This is a genomic window from Pseudaquabacterium rugosum (assembly GCF_038066575.1).
In the GTDB taxonomy this organism is placed as follows: Bacteria; Pseudomonadota; Gammaproteobacteria; order Burkholderiales; family Burkholderiaceae_C; genus Pseudaquabacterium; species Pseudaquabacterium rugosum.
Map to the genome: position 1 here is coordinate 19,383 of NZ_JBBUTF010000023.1, position 19,932 is coordinate 39,314.

Genomic DNA, 19,932 nt, shown 5'->3' on the forward strand with positions numbered 1-19,932 from the left:
CGTCAGCCCAACCGGCCCTCGGCCTGCAGCCGCTGCAGCACGGCGGCGATCGAGGGCTGCTCGTTCGAGCCGCAGACCTCGTCGGCGGCCTCACGCACGGCCTGAGGTGCACCGGCCATCGCCACGCCGTGGCCGGCGGCGCGCAGCATCGCGGTGTCGTTGTGGTTGTCGCCGAAGGCCACCACCTGCGCGGCGCTCAGGCCGCGGGTGGCCAGCCAGCGCGCCAGCCCGGTCGACTTGTCATGGCCCGGGCGGCCGACGTCCAGCCGCAGCGGCCCGGTCTGCAGCGTGCCCAGGCCGAGTTCATCGCCGATGCGCGCGGCCAGCGGCGCCACCTCGGCCGGGTCCTGCACGCTGACGGCCATCTTCCAGACCCGCGGCGCCTGCGCCAGCACCGGCGCCAGATCGGCCACCCGGTCGAAGCGCGGTTGCAGCGCCGGCGCCAGCGTGGCCGCCCAGTCCATCACCTCCTGCAGCACCGGCTCGGTGTCCTCGAAGGCGAAGCCCTGGTCGAGGTAGGCCAGCACGTGGTGGCCGGCGCCGCGCAGCAGTGCCAGCAGCGCCAGACGCTGCTCGACCGCCAGCGGATCCCCGTGCAGCGGCCGGTCCTGCGCGTAGTCCTGCAGGTAGATGCCGTTGCAGCAGACGGCCGGCGTGTCCAGCGCCAGCTCGGCATGGAAGGCCTGGGCCGCGCGGTGGTGGCGGCCGGTGACCAGCACCACCTCGATGCCGCGTTCGCGCGCGGCCTGCAGCGCCTGCCGGTTCTCCGGCAGGATGGACATGCGTTCGTCGAGCAGGGTGCCGTCGAGATCGAGGGCGATGGCGCGCAGCGGGGTCATGGCGCGATGCTAGCCCAGCCATCGGACCGGGTGAGGGCGGTGGCGGCGCAGCGCCATCCCCTGTCCACCCGCCGACCGGGGATCGTGTCCGCTGACCTGGGCCGCTAGCATCGCGCACCTCCGCAGTTCCGTCCTCTTCCGACCTCCCATGCGCCTGTCTCCTGCCCTGATCCTGCCGCTGCTCGTCGCGGCCGCCGCCCCTGCCGCCTCCGCGCAGGACCTCCACGTCGGCCTGCAGGCCGGTCGCCTGACCTACAAGGAGGACGGCTTCGACCCCTTCAAGTCCGGTGGCTGGACGCTGAGCCTGGGCACCCGGCTGGCGCCGCAGCTGGCGCTCGAGGCCCGTGTCGGCCGCGGCACCTCGACCGGCCAGGCCGAGGTCATGGGCCTGCCGATGACGATCCGCGTCGACCGCTGGTACGGCGCCTTCCTGCGCGGCTTCGTGCCCGTGGCCGATACCGGGATCAGCGCCTACGGCCTGATCGGCGCCACCCGCGGCAAGATGGCCTACACCGTGATGGGCCAGCCGGATGCCGACACCGACAGCGACGTCAGCTGGGGCATCGGCGCCGAGCTGCCGGTCACCCCGCAGCTGAGCGTCACGCTGGAATGGGCGCGCCTGTTCACCGGCGCCACCTACCGCGTCGACCAGCTGTCCGGCGGCCTGAACTGGAAGTTCTGAGCCCCCCATGGCCGGGCTGCGCCCGGCCCGCCGCCCCCGCGGGGGCCCAGGAAACCTGGGGCGGCCCGGCGTTTCCTTGAGCGCAGCCCGGGGCGGGGACGCCCACCTCGGGGGCGTCGGCGACGGCCTCAGGCCGAGGCCAGGCCGATCACCAGCTCGGCGGTGTAGCCGCTGCTCAGGTCGCCGGTGACGGTGGCCATCTGGCTGGCGTAGCCGTCGCTGAAGACGTTGTCGCTGGCCAGCGTGATGCCGTTGAGCGCGCTCAGGCTGCCGGTGTAGCCGCTGGCCTGGCCGTAGACGGTGCGGCAGACGGCCTCCGGCAGCGCGATCTGCGAGACCAGCGCCCAGTCGCCGGTGCTGCCGGCGTCGGTGGCCGCGCTCAGGCTGCGGTAGACCTCGAAGTGGATGTGCGGCCAGCGGCCGCTGTAGCAGCCGGGGAAGACAGTGGTGAAGCTCAGCGCGCCCGCGCTGTCGCTGACCTGCACGCCGCGCAGGTAGTTCTGGCCGGTCAGGCCCGACGAGTACAGCGAGTACAGGCCGTCGCGGGTGCAATGCCAGATGTAGACGGCGTAGCCCGACAGGTCGGCACAGCTGCTGCCGACGTTGACCAGGCGCAGGTTCAGCGTCAGCGGGATGCCGGCGGCGGTGCCGCTGGCGCTGCCCACGCTGCTGCGGATGTCCTGCCGCACGATGCCCGACAGCGCCAGCGCGTTCAGCGTCTGGTTCGAGGCCCGCGTGCCGTCGGCCGGGTAGGGGCCGTTGGTCTCGGTGGGCTGGGTGCTGCAGCTGCTGACGGTGCCACTGCTGGTGCTGCCACTGCTGCTGCTCCCGCTGCTGCTGTCGGACAGGGCGTCACCGGCCTCGGTGCCGGCGCCGCCGCAGCCGCCGAGCAGACCGGCCAGCCCCAGACCGCCGGCCGTGCTGGCGACGCCCAGCGCCCCGGCCGGCAGCAGGCGCAGCAGTCGGCGGCGATCGGCCCGCGGAGGGCCGCTGGTGGCGCTGGCGGGGCCGGGGTCGGCCGCCGCGCCCGGCGCGTGGACGGCATCGCCGCGCAGGGCGCGCAGCGGGATCAGGTCGTCAGGCAGGTGGCGGCGGCTCATGCGGGGCTCCGGGCAGATGGGCGGCAGATCGTGCCTGATCCAGGCTGCGGCCGTGCTGCGCCTCTGTGTCGCGCATGTTTCCGCTGGCGCAGCTGCCGGTGCGCCAGGTGGGCGTTTCGTGCGCGGGCCGTGCGGGGGGCGTCCGTGGTGCCGTGGGGGGGCACGGCGTGCCGTCACTCTCGGGTTCTCGGGTGCGTGCCGTCGGGGCGCATGTCGCCTGGCGCCAGCCGCCCGGTGGCAGGTGACTGGCGGCCGGCGGTGGGCCCGGGTCGGCGGCTCAGCGCCGCGGGCGGGCGCCGCGGCGCGTGGCGGGTGTGGCCGGCGTGCCGGGCGTGCCGTCAGCGGTCTCGGCCAGCAGCTGTTCGAGCGCGGCCAGCGCATCGACCTGGGCCAGGAACTGCTGCAGGTGTTCGGGCGCACGCTGCTGCAGCGTCTGCAGCGCCTGCAGCACCAGCGCGTGCGAGTTCAGCGGGCCGGCCTTCTGCGGCGCGGCGGCGCGGGCGCGGTCCAGGCGCTGGTCCAGCCGCAGGCGGTCGAAGCGGCGGGCGAAGACCGTGGCGGTGCGCAGCTGTGGTCGGGCCGGCGGGTGGGGCGGCGCGGGGATGCCGGTCGGGGATGCGGCGCCGATCGTGCCGGGCGCGCCGGGTGCGGGCCCGGACGGGAGGCCACCGGGGCCACTGACGCCACCGACACCACCGACACCACCGACGCCACCACCGCCACCATTCGCGCCGAGTGGGTCGCCGATGCGACCGAGGTCGTGGGCGCGAGCGCTGTCGGCCGCCTGGCTGATGAGGCCCCCCGCGCCATCCGCCGGGCCTGCATCGCCGGCGGCGTTCATGTCGCCGCCCGTGCCCTGACGGCCGCGATGGCGGTCTGTCCCGTCGTCCACGCCGCGGTCTGCACCGGCCGTCGCGCTGGGGGATGGTCCGGCGGTCGCGGTGAGGTGAGCGGCGGGCGGCCCGGCGAAGGGGGCGCTGTCTGCGCTGCTGGCGCTGCGGGCGTTGCTGGCACTACTGGCGTTGCTGGCGTTGTTGGCGCTGGTGGCGCCGTCGGCCACGGGAAGGTCGGCCTGCGGCGGGTCCGCCGTCGTCACGTCCAGGCTGCAGCCGTCGTGCATCTGCCGCACCAGGCTGCGCAGGGCCTGCAGGCCGCGGCCCGGCCGCGCGGGTGCCGACCCGGGGGGCGCCCCCGTCTCCGTCCCCGCTCCCGTCCCGGTCCCTGATGCCGACACGGGCGCGGGGGGGGCCACCGACCAGCGCCGGCCCAGCAGCGCCAGCAGCGCCGGATCGTCCGCGGTCGCGGCCTGCAGCCGCCGCGCGCGGGCCGCCTGCAGGGCGTCCAGCCAGGCCGAGGGCGGCCGGGCCTGCGCGGCGTCTGCGAGGTTCGTGACCTCCGTGACGTCCGTGATGTCCGTGACGGGCGGCGCGTCATCCGCGGCGCGGGGGGCCTGGCTCATCGGCTGCTCGGAGCGTCGGTGCGCGGCGCGCCCGGGTCGGCGTCGCCGGGCGTGCGCAGGGTGGCGGCGGTCGCGCCTGCGGACGCGGCCGCGTCCGCGCTTGTGCCTGCGCCCGCACCTGCCCCTGAACCTGCACCTGAACCTGCGGTGCCGCCGCCGGTCTGCCGCGGCACCGGCGCGATCTCGACCCGGCGGTTCAGCGCCCGGCCCTCGGCGCTGTCGTTCGAGGCCACCGGCTGCTGCGGGCCGAAGGCGGCGGTGAACACGCGCTCGGCCGGCAGGCCGGCCTCGATCAGGGTGCGGGTGACGGTCAGCGCGCGCTGGGCCGACAGCTCCCAGTTGTCGGCATAGCTCTGGCCCTGGCGCAGCAGGCGGTCGTCGGTGTAGCCGCTGACCATCAGCAGCTCCTCGCGGCGTGCCAGATAGGCCGCCAGCGGGCCGGCCAGGCTGCGCAGCAGCTCGCGGCCTTCCGGTTGCAGTTCGTGCGAGCCGGAGGCGAACAGCACGCTGCCGTTGATGCCGATGCGCCCGTCGCGCAGCGTCACGCGGCCGCCGGCCAGCGGGCCGGCCAGGGCCTGTTCCAGGCTCTGGCGGCGGGCCTGCTCGGCCTGGCGCAGCTGCTGCTCGGCCTGCAGCCGGCTCGTCAGGTCCAGCTGCGAGGCGATCAGCCAGACCACCAGCAGCACGAAGGCGCCCAGCATGCCGGTCATCAGGTCGCCGAAGACGGCCCAGGGCGCACCGCCGCCGGCATCGGCCGGCTCGGGGCCGTCGGCCAGGGCGTCATCGTCGAATTCGGCGTCGAAGGCCATCGGGTTCGGTCAGGGCGTGGGGGGCGGAAAGGATGGGGCGGGCCGGGCGTCGCCGGTTCAGCCGACCCGCTCGGCCGCCGTGCCGACGCCCTGCTGGCCGATGCGCTGCAGGTCGGCCAGCATGCGCTGCTGCGACAGCAGGCTGAGGTCGATCAGCTCGCGGGCCTGGGCCACGTAGTAGGCCAGCTGCTCGTCGCTGCGGGCCATCGACTGGCCGAGCGCCGACTCGATGCGCTGCAGCTGGCCGCCCAGCTGCTCGTTGCTGCGGGCGTAGTGGGCGACGGCCTGGCCGAAGGCCTCGCCCAGCGTGCCGACCTCGACCGCGCTGCCCTGCAGCCGCAGCGCCAGCTCGCCGAGCTGGCGCGTGGCCTCGCCCAGCTGGTCGGCCTGGCGCTCGCCGAGCGTGGCCAGCGTGCGCGCGGTGCCGTCGATCAGCGCGTCGATGCCGGCGCGCTGCTGGTGGGTGGCGTGCTGCAGGCCGTCGAGCAGGCCGCCGAGCGTCTGCATCAGCGTCTGGCGTTCGGCCAGCAGGGCGTTGTCGTGGGCCAGCGCCTCGCTGCGCTGCTGGCGCAGCTGCTCCATCAGCTCGGTGGCGGCGCGCGGGGCGTCCGTGGCGGCCACCAGCAGGCGCTGCACGTCCTGCAGCAGGGTGCGCGACTGCTGCTCGCCCTGCTCGGCGATGCGGCGGGCGCTGGCCTCCAGGGTCTCGGCGATGGTGCGCTGGCGGGCCAGATCGGCCTCGGTCTGGGCGGCCAGGCGCTGCTGCATCTGGGCCAGCAGCTGTTCGAAGCCGGCGGCCTGGCGCGCGGCCAGCTGCTCCTGCAGCGCCTGGCGGGCCTGGGCGGCGGCGGCCTGCTCGGCCTCGGCCTGCGCGTGCAGGCGGTGCTGGGTCTCGACGCTGTCGCGGACCTGGGCGCCCAGGCTCTCGCGCCAGCCCTCGATCAGGGTCTGCGTGCTCTGCGTCAGGCGGGTGTCCCAGCGCGCGCCGGCCTCGGCCAGTGCGGTGCTGACCTGTGTCGCGCTGTCGGCCATCTGGCCGCTGACGGCCGCGGTCTGCTGCTGCAGGCGGCCGTCGAGGTCATGGCCGAGGGCCTGCAGCGCCTCGACCGACTGCCGCAGCCCCTGGTCGAGGCGGCTGCCGAGCTGCTGCAGCGGCGCATCGACGCGGCCGGCCAGCTGTGCCAGGCCCTGGCCCAGGCCGTCGGTCAGCGCGCCCAGGCGGGTCTCCAGCGTCTGGCCCAGGCCGCCGACGCGCTGCTCCAGCGCCTGCGTCAGCGCCTGCAGCTGACGGCTGACTTCAGCGGTCTGCCGCTCGGCCTGGGTCTGGCCATGGGCCAGCAGTTGTTCGCGCAGCGTGCGGCCGTCGTCGGCCAACGTCTGGCGCTGGGCCTGCAGCGCCTGCTCGTGGGTCTGCAGCAGCTGCGCGGCCTGGGCCTGCAGCGCCTGCACCTGCTGCTGCACGGTGGTCTGCAGCGTGCCGGCCTGGGCCAGCAGGCCGTCGGTCAGGCCGCGGGCTTGCGTGTCCAGCTGCTGCGCCTGGGCGGCGTGCCAGTCCTGCAGGCGCTGGCTCAGGGCCTGTTCGCGCTCGGCCAGCGTCTGCTGCAGCGCCAGGGCCTGTGCCTCGTGCTGGCGGCCCAGGGCCTCGGCCTGGGCGCTGGCGATGCGGTCCTGCTGTTCGGCGCGGGTCTGCAGCGCGGCATCGAGCGTGGCGCCGCGGCTCAGCAGGGTGTCGTGCAGGGTCCGTGACTGCTGTTGCAGCTGGTCGAGCAGGGACTGGCCGTGCTCGCCCAGCTGGCGCTGCAGCTGCTGGCTGTCCTCACCCAGGCGCTGGCCGAGCTGCTGCAGGCGCTCGCCCAGGCCGTGGCCCAGCGTCTCGTGCAGCGTCCGTGCATCGTGGGCCAGTTGCTGCAGGCCGGATTGCAGCAGCGGCTGCAGCCCGGCGCTGGCGGTCTCGGCGCCGCGGGCCACGCCCTCGTGCAGACGGCTGCCCAGCTGCTCGCCCAGCTCGCGCCAGGTCTGCAGGCTGCGGGCCTGGAAGTCGCGCTGGCCGTCGGCCAGGTCGCGGGCCAGCGCCTGCTGCTGGCCGGCCAGTTGCTCGGCCAGCGTCTGCAGCTGCTGGGCCAGCGCCGGCATGGCCTCGGCCTGCTGCTGCAGGGCCTGCCAGGTGCGTTCGCGCTGGCGGCCGCGGTGGTGCGGCGCCAGTGCGCCGGCCAGCGCCTGGTCGACGCGGCCGGCCAGCGCCAGCCGCTCGCGCCGCTGCAGCGCGGCCAGCAGGCCCAGCGCGCCGGAGGCGGCCACACCGGCCACCGAGGTGCCGAAGGCCATGCCCAGGCCCTGCACCGGTGCCGACAGCGCCTGCCGCACCGCCTGCAGATCGGCCGCCGACTGCAGTGCGGCCACCGTGCCGTTCAACGTGGCGACCATGCCGATGAAGGTGCCCAGCATGCCCAGCAGCACCAGCAGGCCGATCAGATAAGGCGTCAGCACAGGGGCCGGCAGCGCCGTGCGCTCACCCTGCAGGCGCAGCCGCAGCGTGCCGCGCCAACGTGCGGGCAGGCCGTCGAGCCAGGTGGCGACATCGGCCGGGGCGGTGTCGGACAGCGCGGCCAGGGCCTGGCCCAGCCCTTGACCGTCGCGCTGGTGGCGCCGCAGTTCCGCACAACCTGCGAGGTAGGCCAGCAGCGTCAGCGCGACCATGGCCAGGGCCAGCGGATGACCGCCGAGATGGCTGGCGGCGACCCACAGCGGGGCCAGCAGTCCGGCGGCGAAGACGATGGGCGGCAGCAGTCGGTTCATCGGGTGGGTGCGGCCGGCGGCAAGGGCCGGTCGGCGCGGGAAGGGGCGGTGCGGGGGGCGTGGGCCGTGGTGGACGGGTGTCCGGCGGCCGGCGCGGGTCCGGCCAGGCCGCCCGCGCGTTCCAGCAGTTCGAGCAGGCCGGCCACCGGCGCCCAGCGCAGCGCCAGCTCGGCCTGCAGCAGGGCCAGCGCCTCGTCAGCCAGCGTGCGCCGCCAGGCCGGCAGGTCGGGCGCCGGGCTCAGGCCGGCCTTGTGCACGGGCAGGGGCGTGGACCCCGAGCCCGGAGCCGCGCCCGGGCCGGCCAGGTGGGCGTTCGCCGCCAGCTGGCGGCTGGCCAGCGCGCGGCCGATCGGACGCCGTGGTGGCAGGCGCGGCAGGGCCGCCAGATCCTGCATCGCGGCGTGGGGGGGCGCCGTGGGGGCCGTGTGCGCCGCGTGTGCCGTGTGTGCCGAGTGAGGGGCAGGGTGGGCGGATGCGGGCCCGGCCGCGGCCGTCGGGATCGACTGGGGCGCGTCTGCTGCCATTCCGCCCGCCATTCCTCTCGCAGGTGTGCCGGCCGTGGCCGGATCGGCGGACCGGGGCGGCACCCCGGCCGGGGTGATGGCCTGTGGGCCCGGGGCCGCCTCGGCCTGGCGCAGCGCATGGAAGCGCTGTTCGAGCAGGCCGATCGCCTGCGCCAGCAGATGGCGTTCGCGTTCACGCAGCGTGTCCTCGAACACCGTGTCCAGCGCGGCCACCGCGGCCAGCGCCGGGTCGATGGCCGGCAGGCGCTGGCGCAGCCGGGCCCGCCAGTCAGCGACGAACTGTTCGAGCCGCCGCTGCTCGGCGGCCAGGTGGCGGCGCAGCGGCGCGAACCCGGCGGCGCTCTGCGTGGTGGGTGCGGCCGTACGGGGGGCGGCATCACCCTCCGCACGCGGCGCGCCGGTGCCCACGCGGCCGCCGGCACGGGCCGGCAAGGGGTCGGTCTGCCAGGTCTCGTCCTGTGCCAGACCGTCGGCCAGGCTGGTGTGCAGCCAGGCCAGCCGGTCGTCGAGCTCGGCGCGCAGCGCGAGGGCCTCGCGCCGGTGCCGCGGGTCCGTGCCGGCGGGCGGCAGGTCCCGGCCTGCCGCCGATGCGGGCGTGCCGCCGGCGCTGCCCGATCCGCCCGATCGGGCGACCGCCCCCGACAGCGCGATCGCGTCGGTCCAGCCCAGCCAGCCCGCCAGGCGCGCGACGACATCGCCGGCCGGCGGGCGCAGCGGCGCCTGCTGCCAGCGTGCGAGCAGCTCGGGCAGGGCGCTGGCCGCGGGCGTGGGGTTCATTCAGGGGGGGTGGACGAGAAAAACCGCGCAGTCTAAGCCAAGCACCGTCCGTACCCGGGCACCGCGACGGTGCCCGGACCGGGCGGCACGAGAGGGCACCGGGGTCCGCAGCGGGAATTCCGTACGCCGACCGACGGAGAGACCCGACCCGTTCTCCCCAATCCTGTGGGTGTGCGGTCCTGCGGGGGCTGGCGCCGCTCCAGCGGCTGCCTAGAGTGCGGCGCAGCGTGGGCGGCCTGCGGGCCGCCACGGTCCTTTTTCGTCCGTTGTCTCCTGCCCTCTCACCGTGTCGGGCCGTGTCGTGCGGTCCGCGGGGCGCCACCAGGGCCCCCGGTCCGCGACCGGTCCGTCCGCTCGATCCCCCGCGAGGAAATCCGCCGATGAACGTCGCCCGTCCGCCCGTGCGCCTGAATCCGCCGACCCAGCTGCACGGCATCACCGACCTGACGGTCCTGGCCGAGCTCAAGCCCGGCCTGATCGACGGCATCTTCGACAGCCGCAGCCATGTCTGGCGGTTGCGCTGCGTGCTGGCCCTGCTCGATGCGGCCCGCCATGCGGCCCGTGAATCCGATGCCTGGCCGGGCCCGCTGCCCGATTTCGTCGCCCGTGTGCGCGACGTGCACTTCTTCCGCTTCGCCATCCTGCCGCGCAGCGCCACCGGCAGCCAGCAGTTCCTGCTCAACGTCACCTTCGACGGCGGGCTGGAGCCCTACATGCGGCTGATCTGGAAGCCGCTGGGTTCGATGCTGGACCTGATGTTCTGCCACACGACGGACTACCCGCTGGCCGCCGCCTGCAGCTACGACGACTACCTGCGCTGGGTGCGCGCCAAGGAGATCCCGAGCCAGTTCTTCTTCGCCGACTCGCCCGGCACCGTGGCCGACCGCGCCTATCTGGAGCGGCTGGAGGCGCTGCAGCGCCGCGACGGCCATCGCCCCGATGCCGATCTGCAGGCCGCGCGCCTGGCCCTGCCGCCGACCGCGCCACCCACGCCGCCGTCGCCGGCCGCGGTGGCGGCCTCGCTGCGCACGCTCAAGGCGCTGTTCGCGCTGCTGCCCTTCTTCGGCCGTGCGCCGGCCCTGGCCGATCCGGTGCCGCTGGACGATGCCAGTGTGCTGTGGCGTTTCGCCCAGGATCTGCTGGCCGATCTGCGCGGCTGGACCGCCCAGGGCCTGTTCCAGCCCGGCGGCCGCCACGATGCGCTCTACCGCAGCGCCGCGCGCGAGCTCGACTGGCTGATGCACCCGACCGCCTGGCAGCGCCCGGCGCGGGCCGACCGCCCGCCGGTGGCCCTGCCGCGGCCCGAGCTGCCGGCCACCCTGTCGCCGCGCGAGGCCTTGCGCGCCCGCGTGCAGACCGGCGTGCTCGACGGCCTGAGCCCGCCGCCCGGCCAGGGCCTGCGCGGCGCCGTCGCGCTGCTGCGCGTGCGCGACGCGGCCCGCGCCCGGCGCTGGCTGGCCGAGGCCACGCTGGGCGAGCGCCCGCGGGTCAGCGACGGGCGCACCGTCGCACTCGGCGGCGGCCGCATCGTCGCCAGCGTGGCGCTGACGCTGCCGGGCCTGCGCGCCCTCGGTTGCGCTGACGGCCTGCTCGACGCGCTGCCGGCCGATTTCCGCCAGGGCATGGCCCAGCGGGCCGGCGTGCTCGGCGATCTGCGGCTCAACCATCCGCAGCAGTGGCAGCGGCCGCTGTCCGGCGCACTGCAGCAGCCGCTGGACCTGGAGCAGGTGCACCTGCTGGTGCAGCTGCGCACCGTCGATCCCGAGACCCGGCCCGACGCCGACCGCAGCGCGCTGCTGCCGTCGCTGCGCCAGTGGCTGGACGCGCACACCGGTGCCGACGACCCCTGGCAGCTGCTGGCCGTCGAGGCCGGCTGGTCGCGCCCGCCGGTGGCCGGCGAGGCCGCGCCGCGCAACCACTTCGGCTTTGCCGACGGCATGAGCCAGCCGCGGCTCGACCCCGCGCCCGGCGCCCAGTTCTGGGACGACGGCGTGCGCCTGGGCGACGTGCTGCTGGGCGCCGTCAACAGCCTGGGCGACGGCCCGCTGGCGCCCGGCCTGTCGCTGCCGCCGCCCAGTGACCCGACCGCCTGGTACGGCGACGGCCGCACGCCGGCCTGGCTGTGCGACGGCAGCTTCCTGGTGCTGCGCAAGCTGCGGCTCTATCCGCAGCGCCTGGACCGTGCGGTCGAGCAGGCGGCACCGCAACTGGCCACCAGCGTGCCCGACGCGGCCGCCGCGCGCGAGCTGGTGCGCGCCAAGCTGATGGGCCGCGACAGCGCCGGCCGGCCGCTGGCCGTGCGGCGCGGGGCCGGCGACAACGACTTCGACTACGCGCAGGACGCCGATGGCGCCCAGTGCCCGTTCGCCTCCCACGTGCGGCGGGCCAACCCGCGCACGCCGAGCGCCGGCGGCATGCCGGTGCCGCGCATCGTGCGCCGGGGCATGAGCTACGGCCCGCTGCAGGCCCACCGCCCGGGCGAGGACGTGGACCGCGGCCTGATGTTCATCGCCTACAACGCCAACCTGGCCGAGCAGTTCGAGACCCTGCAGCGCTGGCTGTCCGGCGGCAATGCCAGCGGCATCAACAGCGCCCAGCCCGACCCCTTCCTGGGCCTGCCGCCGGCCGGCGAGTCCATGGTCCACCGCTTCGTCCATGGCCAGCAGGTGGTGCGGGTCGACGTCGGCACGCAGCCGCTGTCGCGCCTGATGTACGGGCTCTATGCCTTCGTGCCGTCGATCGACACGCTGCGGCGTTTCGAGGTCCTGGTGCGCGACCAGGGCCTGGCGGCCGCGACGGCGCCGACACCGTCGCCGGTGCCGGTGCCGATGCCGTCCACCGCCGTGGCCATGGCACCGGCGACGGGTGGCGTCGCCGATGCCGCAGGCGCCACGTCTGCAGCCGCGTCCGTGGCGGTGGTCGGCGCCACGGGTGCGGGCACCGGCACGGCTGCACCGGCGCCGGACGTGCCGCCCCTGGCCGTCGATCTGCCGGGCCCCGGTGATGCCGACGCCAAGCAGGCCTTCGAGGACGACGAGGGCCGGCGCGAGCGCTGGCAGGCGCTGCGCACCACCCACGGCGGGGTGCAGCGTTTCGGCCGCAACCTGGTCGCCGGTTCGCTGGCGACGGTGCGCGCGGTGCTGGCCGATGGCGGTGCGCGCTACAGCGCCGCCGGCTACGATGCCCGCATGGGCGCGACCGTCGGCCGCTGCCCGTTCGGCCAGGACCATGACACCCCCGGGGCGCCGGCCGCGGGCGGCCATGCCCGGCCCCATGTGCAGCCCTTGAAGACCGCCATCGCCCAGGCCGTCAGCGAGGACCAGGCCTGTGCGACCGGCTTCGCGCTGATGCAGCGGGTGCTGGCCGGGATGGCCGCACGTGGCCTGGCCGCCGGCCCCGGCGTGCCGGTGCGCGTCGATCTGCAGGAGGCCGGGCTGGCGGTGCTCGACGCCCTGCTGCAGCGCTGGTTCGGTGCCGATGGCGTGCGCAGCGAGGCACAGCCGCTGAGCCCGACGCTGATGCCGGTGTTCGACCGCACGGCCGGCGGCCCGGCGCTGCGGCCCGGGCCGCTGCTGTCGATCGCGCGCTACGTGTTCTCGTCCCACCCGTCGGAGGCGGTGCGGGCGGCGGCCCGTGCCGATGGTGGGCCGCTGGCGCGGTCGGTGGCCGAATGGATCACCCGCACGCGCCTGCTCTCATCCCAGGACCTGCCGGCGCCGGTCATGCGGGCGGCCCTGCAGGTGCTCGGCCCGGCCGTGCAGGCCGGCCACATCACCGCCGCCGAGGAGCGCGCGACGGTGGCGGTGATGATCCTGGGCCTGCCGGCGACCTGGCTGGGCAGCTTCGTCAAGGTGCTGCTGGCCTGGATCACCGACCGCCGGCTGTGGGGCCTGCAGCTCGATCTGGCCAGCCGCCAGCCGACGCCGCCGCAGATGCGTGCGCTGCTGCGCGAGCCGCTGCTGCGCACGCTGGTGGCCGACGCGGTGGCCGACGGCATCTGGCGCCAGGCCGTGGCGCCGGGTCCGCTCGGTCCGCAGCAGGTGCAGCCGGGCGACGTGGTCTGGATGGGCCTGGGCTCGGCCTGGGCCGATGCCTCGGCCCAGGGCCAGGCCGATACCGCGCTGGCGCTGGACCTGATCTACGGCGGCCACTGGGACAGCACCGCCGCCGGCCACGCCCCCCATGCCTGCCCGGGCCGCGACATGGCCACCGGCACGCTGATCGGTGCCGTGGCCGCGCTGCTGGCCGCCGGCGAGCTGCGCACGACGCCGAGCGCGACGGTGCTGGAGCTGCTGCCGGCCTGAGCCGGCGTGCGGTGGCCGCCGGGTCCGACGCCGCGGCCGGGCGGCCCGGGCTGTCCGGGCTGTCCGGGCGGCTCGCGTCGGCGGTCCGGCCCGGGGCGTCGATGTGGCCGGTGTGGCCGGCCGTCCTGGGTGACGGTTGGGCTGACGGCCGAGGTGAAGGCTCCCCGGCCTTCAGCCCGCGGCCAGCGGCACCGTGCCGGAGCTGACTGCCGCCAGCCGCTCGCGCAGCGGCTGCAGCTGGGCGCGGCGGCCGGCCATGTCCATCGCGACGAAGCCGGCATCGGCCCGCTCGATGGCGCGGGCGGCGGCCTCGTGCTGGCCGCGGGCCAGGGCGATCTCGGCGGCCAGCACCTCGTTCTCGGCCTGCTCGCGCTGCGAGCCGCGCACGCCGGCCCAGTGGCGGGCGGTGCGCAGCCAGCGCTCGGCCGCGCGCGGATCGCCGTCGTCCAGGTGCAGGCGGGCGACCGCGCGTGAGGCGCCGCTGGCGCCCAGCAGATCGCTGCGCCGGGCGCGGCGCAGGGCCTGGGCCGCATGGTGGCGGGCGCCCTGGCGGTCGCCGAGCTCGCCCAGCGCCTCGGCCAGCCAGCCGTGGTTCAGCGACGAGAACAGCGCGTTGCCGCGCCGCGCCAGCCAGCCCACGGCCTCGCGCAGGTCGTCGAGGGCGCGCGGCTGGCCGCTGTCGCGCCAGCGGGCGAAGCCCAGCACCGCGCGGCCCATCGCCATCAGGTGCACGCTGCGCACGCGCTCGCCCTGGCGCCAGGCCTCGCGGGCATGGTGCATCGCCTCGCGCGGGCGCCCCTGCCAGATCAGCACCGCGCCGTACCAGCCGTGGACCGAGCCGACGACCTCGGGCTGGTCGCAGCCGGTCTGGTGCAGCGCCTCGTCGAAGCAGGCGCTGGCCTGGGCGAAGGCGCCCTGGTCGCCCAGCGCATAGCCCTGGCAGGTCAGCGTGTAGGTCAGGCCGACGGCGGCGCCGGCACCGCTGCGGTGCTGGCGCTTGATCGCCGCGGCCTGGTCCAGCAGCGGCAGCGCCTCGTGGTAGCGCGCGGCCGAGGCCAGCGCCTGGCCCAGCGTGGCGTCGATCTGCACCATCAGCCGTGCGTCCTCGGCCTCGGCGCCCAGCTGGCGCGCCGTGCGCAGCTGGTCGAGCGCCTGCGGGGCCTGGCCGAGCGCATAGTGCATGTAGCCCAGCCAGTAGCGGGTGCGGGCGATGGTGGTCGCATCGCCGCCGGCCTGGGCCAGCTGCAGGCCGCGCTCGAACCGCGGCAGGTCGTCGCCGGAGGGGTCGAACACGCTGGCCAGGCCCAGGCGCTGGGCCACGCCCAGCCAGCGCCGCACGACGCCGGGGGTCGGCCCCAGGCGGTCGAGCGAGCCCAGCGCCGCCAGGTACTGCGACTTGGCGCGGTCCAGCACCGAGGCCTGCAGCGCGCGGTCGCCGGCCATCTCGGCATAGGCGGCGGCCTGCTGCGATTCGCCGCCGGCCTCGAAGTGGTAGGCCAGGGCCTCGCAGGCATCGGTGCCCATGGTGCCGAGCTCGGACTGCGCGACCAGCGCGCGTGCGGCCATCAGGTGCAGGCGCATGCGCTCCTGCAGGCCCACGCCCTCGTAGACGGCGTCGCGGGTCAGGCCGTGCTTGAAGCGCAGCGTGCCGGCCTGTTCGCCCGGGTAGATCAGGTCGGCGTCGGCGAGCGCGCGCACCAGCGGCTCGTCGACCGAGCAGCCGGTGACCCGCTCGAACAGCCAGGCCGGCATCGTGTGGCCGAGCACGGCCGCGCTGCGCACCAGATCGAGCTGGGCCTTGGGCAGGCGGGCCACGCGGGCGGCGATCAGGCCGTGCAGCCAGGCCTCGCCGCCGCGCACCTTGACCACCGGCTGCACCTGGGCATCGTGCTGGGCGCGGTGGCACAGCTCCTCCAGGTAGAGCGGATTGCCGCCGGCGTAGGCGCAGATCTCGGCGATCAGCAGCGGATCGGCCTGCGGCAGGGTGCGCTTGACGGTGCGCTCGGCCTCGCTCTCGGCCAGGGGTTCGAGGGACAGCAGCTGCACCGCGCTCGGCAGCGGCAGCTCGTCGGCGCCGGCCGCGCGTGCCGACAGCAGCAGCAGCAGCGGGGCCTCGGCCTCGGTCAGCGCGGCCAGCACGGTGTGCGAGCCGTCGTCGGCCCACTGCCAGTCGTCGATGAAGATGGCCAGCGGACGCTGGCGCGCCATCGCGGTGAACAGGCTGACGAAGCCCTGGTGCACCGCCTGCGGTGACGGCGGCGGGCCCCGCAGCTCCAGCGGCAGTTTCAGGGCCAGCGTGTGGGCGAGGAAGCCGACCGGCGCCTGCCAGCCCGGCGCCAGCCGGTCGAGCTGGGCCTGGGCGTGCTGCAGCAGGTACTCGGCGCTGGCGCCGGCGGGCGGCGCGACCAGTGTGCGCAGCAGCTGCAGGAAGGGCTGCAGCGGCTCGGCACCGCGGTGGCTGTCGCAGTAGGCGCGCAGCACGGTGATGCCGGCATCGGCGGTGCTGCGGTCCAGGAAATGGTGCGCCAGCCGGGTCTTGCCCAGCCCGGCCGGCCCGACCAGGGCCAGCGCGCGCACCGCGCCCTGGGTGGCGGCGTCCAGCGCATCGCCCAGGGTGTTGATCAGCGCGGCGCGGCCGACGAAGGGCGTCTGGCCGCGCCGGGCGGCGGCTTCGTAGCGGCTGTGGGTCGAGGTGCGGGCCAGCACCGACAGCGCCTCGACCGCCGTCGGCGCGCCCTTGAGCTGCAGCGTGCGGCGCGAGCCGATGACGAAGCGGCCGCTGTCCGGCCCCAGGGTCTCGGCGCTGATCAGCAGCTCGTCGGCCTGGGCCGTCGCGGCCAGCCGGGCGGCGACATTGGGTGCGATGCCCGAGAGCTCCAGCCGGCCGCGCACGATGTCGCCCTCGCCGACCAGCACCATGCCGGCATGGATGCCGCTGTGCAGGCTCAGCGGGCCGTGGCGCCGCACCGCGGCATCGACGGCCAGGCTGCGCACGGTGGCGTGCAGCTCCAGCGCAGCCTCGGTCGCGCGGCGGCCGTCGTCCTCCATCGGCTCGGGGTAGCCGAAGACCGCCAGCATGCCGTCGCCCTGGATGCGCACCACATAGCCGCCGTGGCGTGCGACCACCGTCCAGTAGGCGTGCGACAGCTGGGCCAGCAGGGCGGCGTAGTGCTCGGCCTCCAGCAGCGAGGACAGACGGGTGGAATCCGTCAGGTCCGAGAACAGCATGGTCACGAAGCAGCGCTGCGGCCGCTCGGGCGGTGGCGGCGGGGCGGCGGAGGCGTCGGGGGGCAGGTGGTCGGCCATCGGACTATGGTTCGGGAGCGGGGCGGCGCCTGTCAAGGCGTGCTGCGGTGCGGCAGCGCTGCCGCATGCCTCCGATTGTCGATGGCCGTCGCCGTGGTGGTCTGCCGCCTCGCGTTCTGCCGCTGCGGCCGCACCGCACGGCCTTCGTGCATGTGACTGCACCGACATGGTGCAATCGAACGCACCGTGATCGTGCGACGGCGGGCGGTCACGGGGGCGTCACCGGCGCCGCCCTCAAGGTGGGCTCGGCGCATCCGATTCGCACCATATTGGGCATCCATCTTGCTTGATTGGTGCACGAACAGGCCGGGTCGGTGCGTGGCGCACCGGTCTGGCGCAGATCAAGAACCCCCCGAGGAGTCTTCTCATGGATCCGATCCAGCAGGGCAGCCATGTCCTGTTCATCCTGTTGGGCGCCATCATGGTGCTCGCCATGCACGCCGGCTTCGCCTTCCTGGAGCTGGGCACGGTGCGGCAGAAGAACCAGGTCAACGCCCTGGTCAAGATCCTGGTCGATTTCGCGATCTCGACCGTCGTCTACTTCTTCGTCGGCTATGCGGTGGCCTACGGCACCGGCTTCATGGTCGGCGCCGACGTGCTGGCGCAGAAGAACGGCTACGAGCTGGTCAAGTTCTTCTTCCTGCTGACCTTCGCGGCGGCGATCCCGGCCATCGTCTCCGGCGGCATCGCCGAGCGTGCGCGCTTCGGCCCGCAGCTGATGGCCACCGCCGTCATCGTCGGCCTGGTCTATCCGCTGTCCGAGGGCGTGGCCTGGAACCAGCGCTTCGGCGTCCAGGCCTGGCTGAAGGCGAGCACCGGCGCCGAGTTCCACGACTTCGCCGGCTCGGTGGTCGTGCATGCGGTCGGTGGCTGGATCGGTCTGGCCGCGGTGCTGCTGCTGGGCGCGCGGGCCAACCGCTACCGCAAGGACGGCGGCGTCAGCGCCCATCCGCCCAGCAGCATTCCCTTCCTGGCGCTGGGCGCCTGGATCCTGGCCGTGGGCTGGTTCGGCTTCAACGTGATGAGCGCGCAGACGCTGGACAAGGTCTCGGGCCTGGTCGCCGTCAACTCGCTGATGGCGATGGTCGGCGGCACGCTGGTGGCCGTCTGGATGGGCCGCAACGACCCGGGCTTCGCCTACAACGGCCCGCTGGCCGGGCTGGTGGCGGTGTGCGCGGGCTCGGACCTGATGCATCCGGCCGGCGCGCTGGTGGTCGGCGGCGTGGCCGGCGCGATCTTCGTGCTGTTCTTCACCTGGACGCAGAACCGCTGGAAGATCGACGACGTGCTCGGCGTGTGGCCGTTGCACGGCCTGTGCGGTGCCTGGGGCGGCATCGCCTGCGGCATCTTCGGCCAGCCGATGCTCGGCGGCCTGGGCGGCGTCAGCCTGCCGGCGCAGGTGATCGGCACCGTGGCCGGCGTGGCCTGGGCCTTCGGCGGCGGGCTGGCGGTCTACGGCACGATCAAGGCCGTGACCGGCCTGCGCCTGAGCCAGGAAGAGGAGTTCGACGGCGCCGACCTGTCGATCCACCGCATCTCGGCGACGCCGGACCGCGAATCGCACTGGTGATCCCGGGGCCGGCGCACGGTGCGCCGGCTTGAAACGCCACCGGGCCCGTGCGGGCCCGGTGGTGGCGACCGCCGGTGCCTCGGTGCACCGTGCGGTCCGCGGCTCAGGCCGCTTCGACCCGCTCAGCGGCGGCGGCGCAGCGCGGCGCCGATGACCACCAGGCCACCCAGCAGCAGCGCGTTGGTCGCGGGCTCGGGCACGGCGCTGGCCAGGCTGGCGCCGGCCACGTTCAGACCGGCCAGGCCGTTCGAGGACGTGCCGGAAAAGGCGACGAACTCCGAGGCGGGCATGCCGTACTGGAAGCCGAACCAGCCGGTCGCTTCCGGCGCCAGACCCATGCCGGAGCCGCCGACCGCGCCGCTGGGCAGACCATCGATGCCGAGCTCGCCCGTCCAGTAGACGAAGGCCGCGTGCTCATCGGTGCCGAACAGCGTGGCGAAGCTGCCGGCGCCCGACAGGCTGGCGGTGCTGTTCCAGGTCGCCTCGCTGACCCAGGCCGCGTGCCAGCCGAAGGTCTCCGACCAGGCCCAGCTGTCGGCGCCGGCCGTGGTGCTGATGGCGACCGCGGTCAGCTCCTGTGCCGAGCCGTTGGAGACCGTGTAGATCACGTTGCCGAAGGAGGCGCATTCCTCGATGCTCACGCCGGAGCTCGATGCCATCGTGGTACAGCTCGGCAGGGCGACCACCGCATGGGCGGCGGGGCTCAGGGTGGTGGCGGCCAGCAGCGTGAGTGCCGGCAGGTTCAGCAGGTGTCGCATCGAAGATGTCTCCCTCGTGTCTGGAGTGCGTGTGCGAGGGATGCTAGGTGAGCCGGCCGGATGGCCGCTCCCCCCTGGACGCGGGGAGCGGCCATCCCGGTGGGGTCCGGCCGATGGACAAGGCGCAAAGTGAGCGTGCACTCGGCCGTCTGCCGTCTGCCGTCTGCCGTCTGCCGTCTGCCGTCTGCCGTCGACCGTTCGCGGCGGGCCGCGCGCTGGCCGCGCTCAGCGTGGGGCGCCCCGCCGGCTGCGCATCTGCCGCACCATCGCGGCGAAGAACTTGTCCGCGAAGTCGTCGCCTCGGATCAGCTGTTGGGTCAGGTCGGCGCAGCGCTGGCTGATGGCGTGCGGCAGGGCCACGTTGTCGCCCGGGATCGCACCGGCGGCGAGCTGGATCTCGGCCGCGCGCTGCACCGTCCACAGCAGGAAGAAGGTGCGCGGGATGTCGATCTCGCCGACGGCGATGCCGTGGTTGCGCAGCACCAGCACGTGCTTGTCCTGCCCCAGGCTGGCCAGCATGCGCGGCTTCTCGTCGGCGAACAGCGTGATGCCCTCGAAGGCGTGGTAGGCCACGCGGCCGGTCAGCTGGGCGCCGTAGAAGTCGTCGTGGCCGAAGCCGGCGCGCTTGAGCGCGATCGCCGACACCGCGGTGGTGTGGGTGTGGATCACGCAGTGGATGTCCTCGCGTGCGGCGTGGATGGCGCCGTGCAGCGCGAAGCCGGCCGGGTTGCCGTCCCAGGGCGAGGGCTCGACCTTGCGGCCGTCGACGTCGACCTTGATCAGGTTCTCCGGCGTCACCTCGTCGTAGTTCAGGCCGAAGGGGTTGACCAGGTAGTGGTCGGTGCCGGGCAGGCGGGCCGAGATGTGGTTGAAGATGGTCTCGGTCCAGCCGAAGAAATCGACCAGGTGGTAGCAGTCGGCCAGTTGCTGGCGCAGCGCCCATTCGTCTTGCGCGATGTGCGGCGGCCGGGCGGTGGTGGGGGTGGCGAGGTCCATGGTGCGGGGGGG

At 75.1% G+C, this 19,932-nt stretch carries 11 protein-coding genes and 1 pseudogene; 3 read left to right on the forward strand and 9 right to left on the reverse strand.

Annotated elements, in window-relative coordinates; translation table 11 throughout:
- Nucleotides 1-2: 2 nt before the first annotated feature.
- A complete protein-coding gene (locus AACH11_RS20610) occupies nt 3-839 on the reverse strand; it encodes a Cof-type HAD-IIB family hydrolase (protein ID WP_341376153.1) in 837 nt (278 codons plus the stop codon).
- A gap of 148 nt (nt 840-987) precedes the next feature.
- Between AACH11_RS20610 and AACH11_RS20615 the strand changes: the two genes are divergently transcribed.
- Nucleotides 988-1,521 (forward strand): porin family protein, encoded by a 534-nt coding sequence (locus AACH11_RS20615; RefSeq protein ID WP_341376154.1) that lies wholly within the window; start codon nt 988-990, stop codon nt 1,519-1,521.
- A gap of 128 nt (nt 1,522-1,649) precedes the next feature.
- Here AACH11_RS20615 and AACH11_RS20620 read toward each other — a convergent pair whose 3' ends face one another.
- The 5 genes and pseudogenes from AACH11_RS20620 to AACH11_RS20640 form a co-directional block, all read right to left on the reverse strand.
- Nucleotides 1,650-2,621 (reverse strand): dioxygenase family protein, encoded by a 972-nt coding sequence (locus AACH11_RS20620; RefSeq protein ID WP_341376155.1) that lies wholly within the window; start codon nt 2,619-2,621, stop codon nt 1,650-1,652.
- Between the two features lie 277 nt (nt 2,622-2,898).
- Nucleotides 2,899-4,080, reverse strand: a complete 1,182-nt coding sequence (locus tag AACH11_RS20625) for a DUF2894 domain-containing protein (protein WP_341376156.1) — start codon at nt 4,078-4,080, stop codon at nt 2,899-2,901.
- Between the two features lie 158 nt (nt 4,081-4,238).
- A pseudogene (locus AACH11_RS20630) lies at nt 4,239-4,889 on the reverse strand (OmpA family protein); the annotation flags it as partial.
- Between the two features lie 57 nt (nt 4,890-4,946).
- A complete protein-coding gene (locus AACH11_RS20635) occupies nt 4,947-7,685 on the reverse strand; it encodes a hypothetical protein (RefSeq protein WP_341376157.1) in 2,739 nt (912 codons plus the stop codon).
- Complete coding sequence (locus AACH11_RS20640) at nt 7,682-8,986, reverse strand: DUF3348 family protein (protein ID WP_341376158.1); 1,305 nt, start codon at nt 8,984-8,986, stop codon at nt 7,682-7,684. The genes AACH11_RS20635 and AACH11_RS20640 overlap by 4 nt, the downstream gene beginning before the upstream one ends.
- A 380-nt stretch (nt 8,987-9,366) precedes the next feature.
- Here AACH11_RS20640 and AACH11_RS20645 point away from each other — a divergent pair, with 380 nt between their 5' ends.
- Entirely contained in the window at nt 9,367-13,290 is a 3,924-nt protein-coding gene (locus AACH11_RS20645) for a hypothetical protein (RefSeq protein WP_341376159.1), read from the forward strand.
- A gap of 171 nt (nt 13,291-13,461) precedes the next feature.
- Here AACH11_RS20645 and AACH11_RS20650 read toward each other — a convergent pair whose 3' ends face one another.
- A complete protein-coding gene (locus AACH11_RS20650) occupies nt 13,462-16,596 on the reverse strand; it encodes an ATP-binding protein (protein ID WP_341376160.1) in 3,135 nt (1,044 codons plus the stop codon).
- A gap of 367 nt (nt 16,597-16,963) precedes the next feature.
- On the opposite strand from AACH11_RS20650, the gene AACH11_RS20655 reads away from it, so the two are divergent.
- Entirely contained in the window at nt 16,964-18,166 is a 1,203-nt protein-coding gene (locus AACH11_RS20655) for an ammonium transporter (protein WP_341376161.1), read from the forward strand.
- A 122-nt stretch (nt 18,167-18,288) separates the two neighbouring features.
- On the opposite strand, the gene AACH11_RS20660 is transcribed toward AACH11_RS20655, so the two are convergent.
- Complete coding sequence (locus tag AACH11_RS20660) at nt 18,289-18,924, reverse strand: PEP-CTERM sorting domain-containing protein (protein ID WP_341376162.1); 636 nt, start codon at nt 18,922-18,924, stop codon at nt 18,289-18,291.
- 225 nt (nt 18,925-19,149) lie between these two features.
- A complete protein-coding gene (locus AACH11_RS20665) occupies nt 19,150-19,920 on the reverse strand; it encodes a class II aldolase/adducin family protein (RefSeq protein WP_341376163.1) in 771 nt (256 codons plus the stop codon).
- Nucleotides 19,921-19,932: the final 12 nt, after the last annotated feature.

Bases quoted from the DNA above. Each gene is read 5' to 3' on its own strand.
- AACH11_RS20610 (WP_341376153.1), bottom strand. From the start codon at position 839: ATGACCCCGCTGCGCGCCATCGCCCTCGATCTCGACGGCACCCTGCTC.
- AACH11_RS20615 (WP_341376154.1), top strand. From the start codon at position 988: ATGCGCCTGTCTCCTGCCCTGATCCTGCCGCTGCTCGTCGCGGCCGCC.
- AACH11_RS20620 (WP_341376155.1), bottom strand. From the start codon at position 2,621: ATGAGCCGCCGCCACCTGCCTGACGACCTGATCCCGCTGCGCGCCCTG.
- AACH11_RS20625 (WP_341376156.1), bottom strand. From the start codon at position 4,080: ATGAGCCAGGCCCCCCGCGCCGCGGATGACGCGCCGCCCGTCACGGAC.
- AACH11_RS20635 (WP_341376157.1), bottom strand. From the start codon at position 7,685: ATGAACCGACTGCTGCCGCCCATCGTCTTCGCCGCCGGACTGCTGGCC.
- AACH11_RS20640 (WP_341376158.1), bottom strand. From the start codon at position 8,986: ATGAACCCCACGCCCGCGGCCAGCGCCCTGCCCGAGCTGCTCGCACGC.
- AACH11_RS20645 (WP_341376159.1), top strand. From the start codon at position 9,367: ATGAACGTCGCCCGTCCGCCCGTGCGCCTGAATCCGCCGACCCAGCTG.
- AACH11_RS20650 (WP_341376160.1), bottom strand. From the start codon at position 16,596: ATGGCCGACCACCTGCCCCCCGACGCCTCCGCCGCCCCGCCGCCACCG.
- AACH11_RS20655 (WP_341376161.1), top strand. From the start codon at position 16,964: ATGGATCCGATCCAGCAGGGCAGCCATGTCCTGTTCATCCTGTTGGGC.
- AACH11_RS20660 (WP_341376162.1), bottom strand. From the start codon at position 18,924: ATGCGACACCTGCTGAACCTGCCGGCACTCACGCTGCTGGCCGCCACC.
- AACH11_RS20665 (WP_341376163.1), bottom strand. From the start codon at position 19,920: ATGGACCTCGCCACCCCCACCACCGCCCGGCCGCCGCACATCGCGCAA.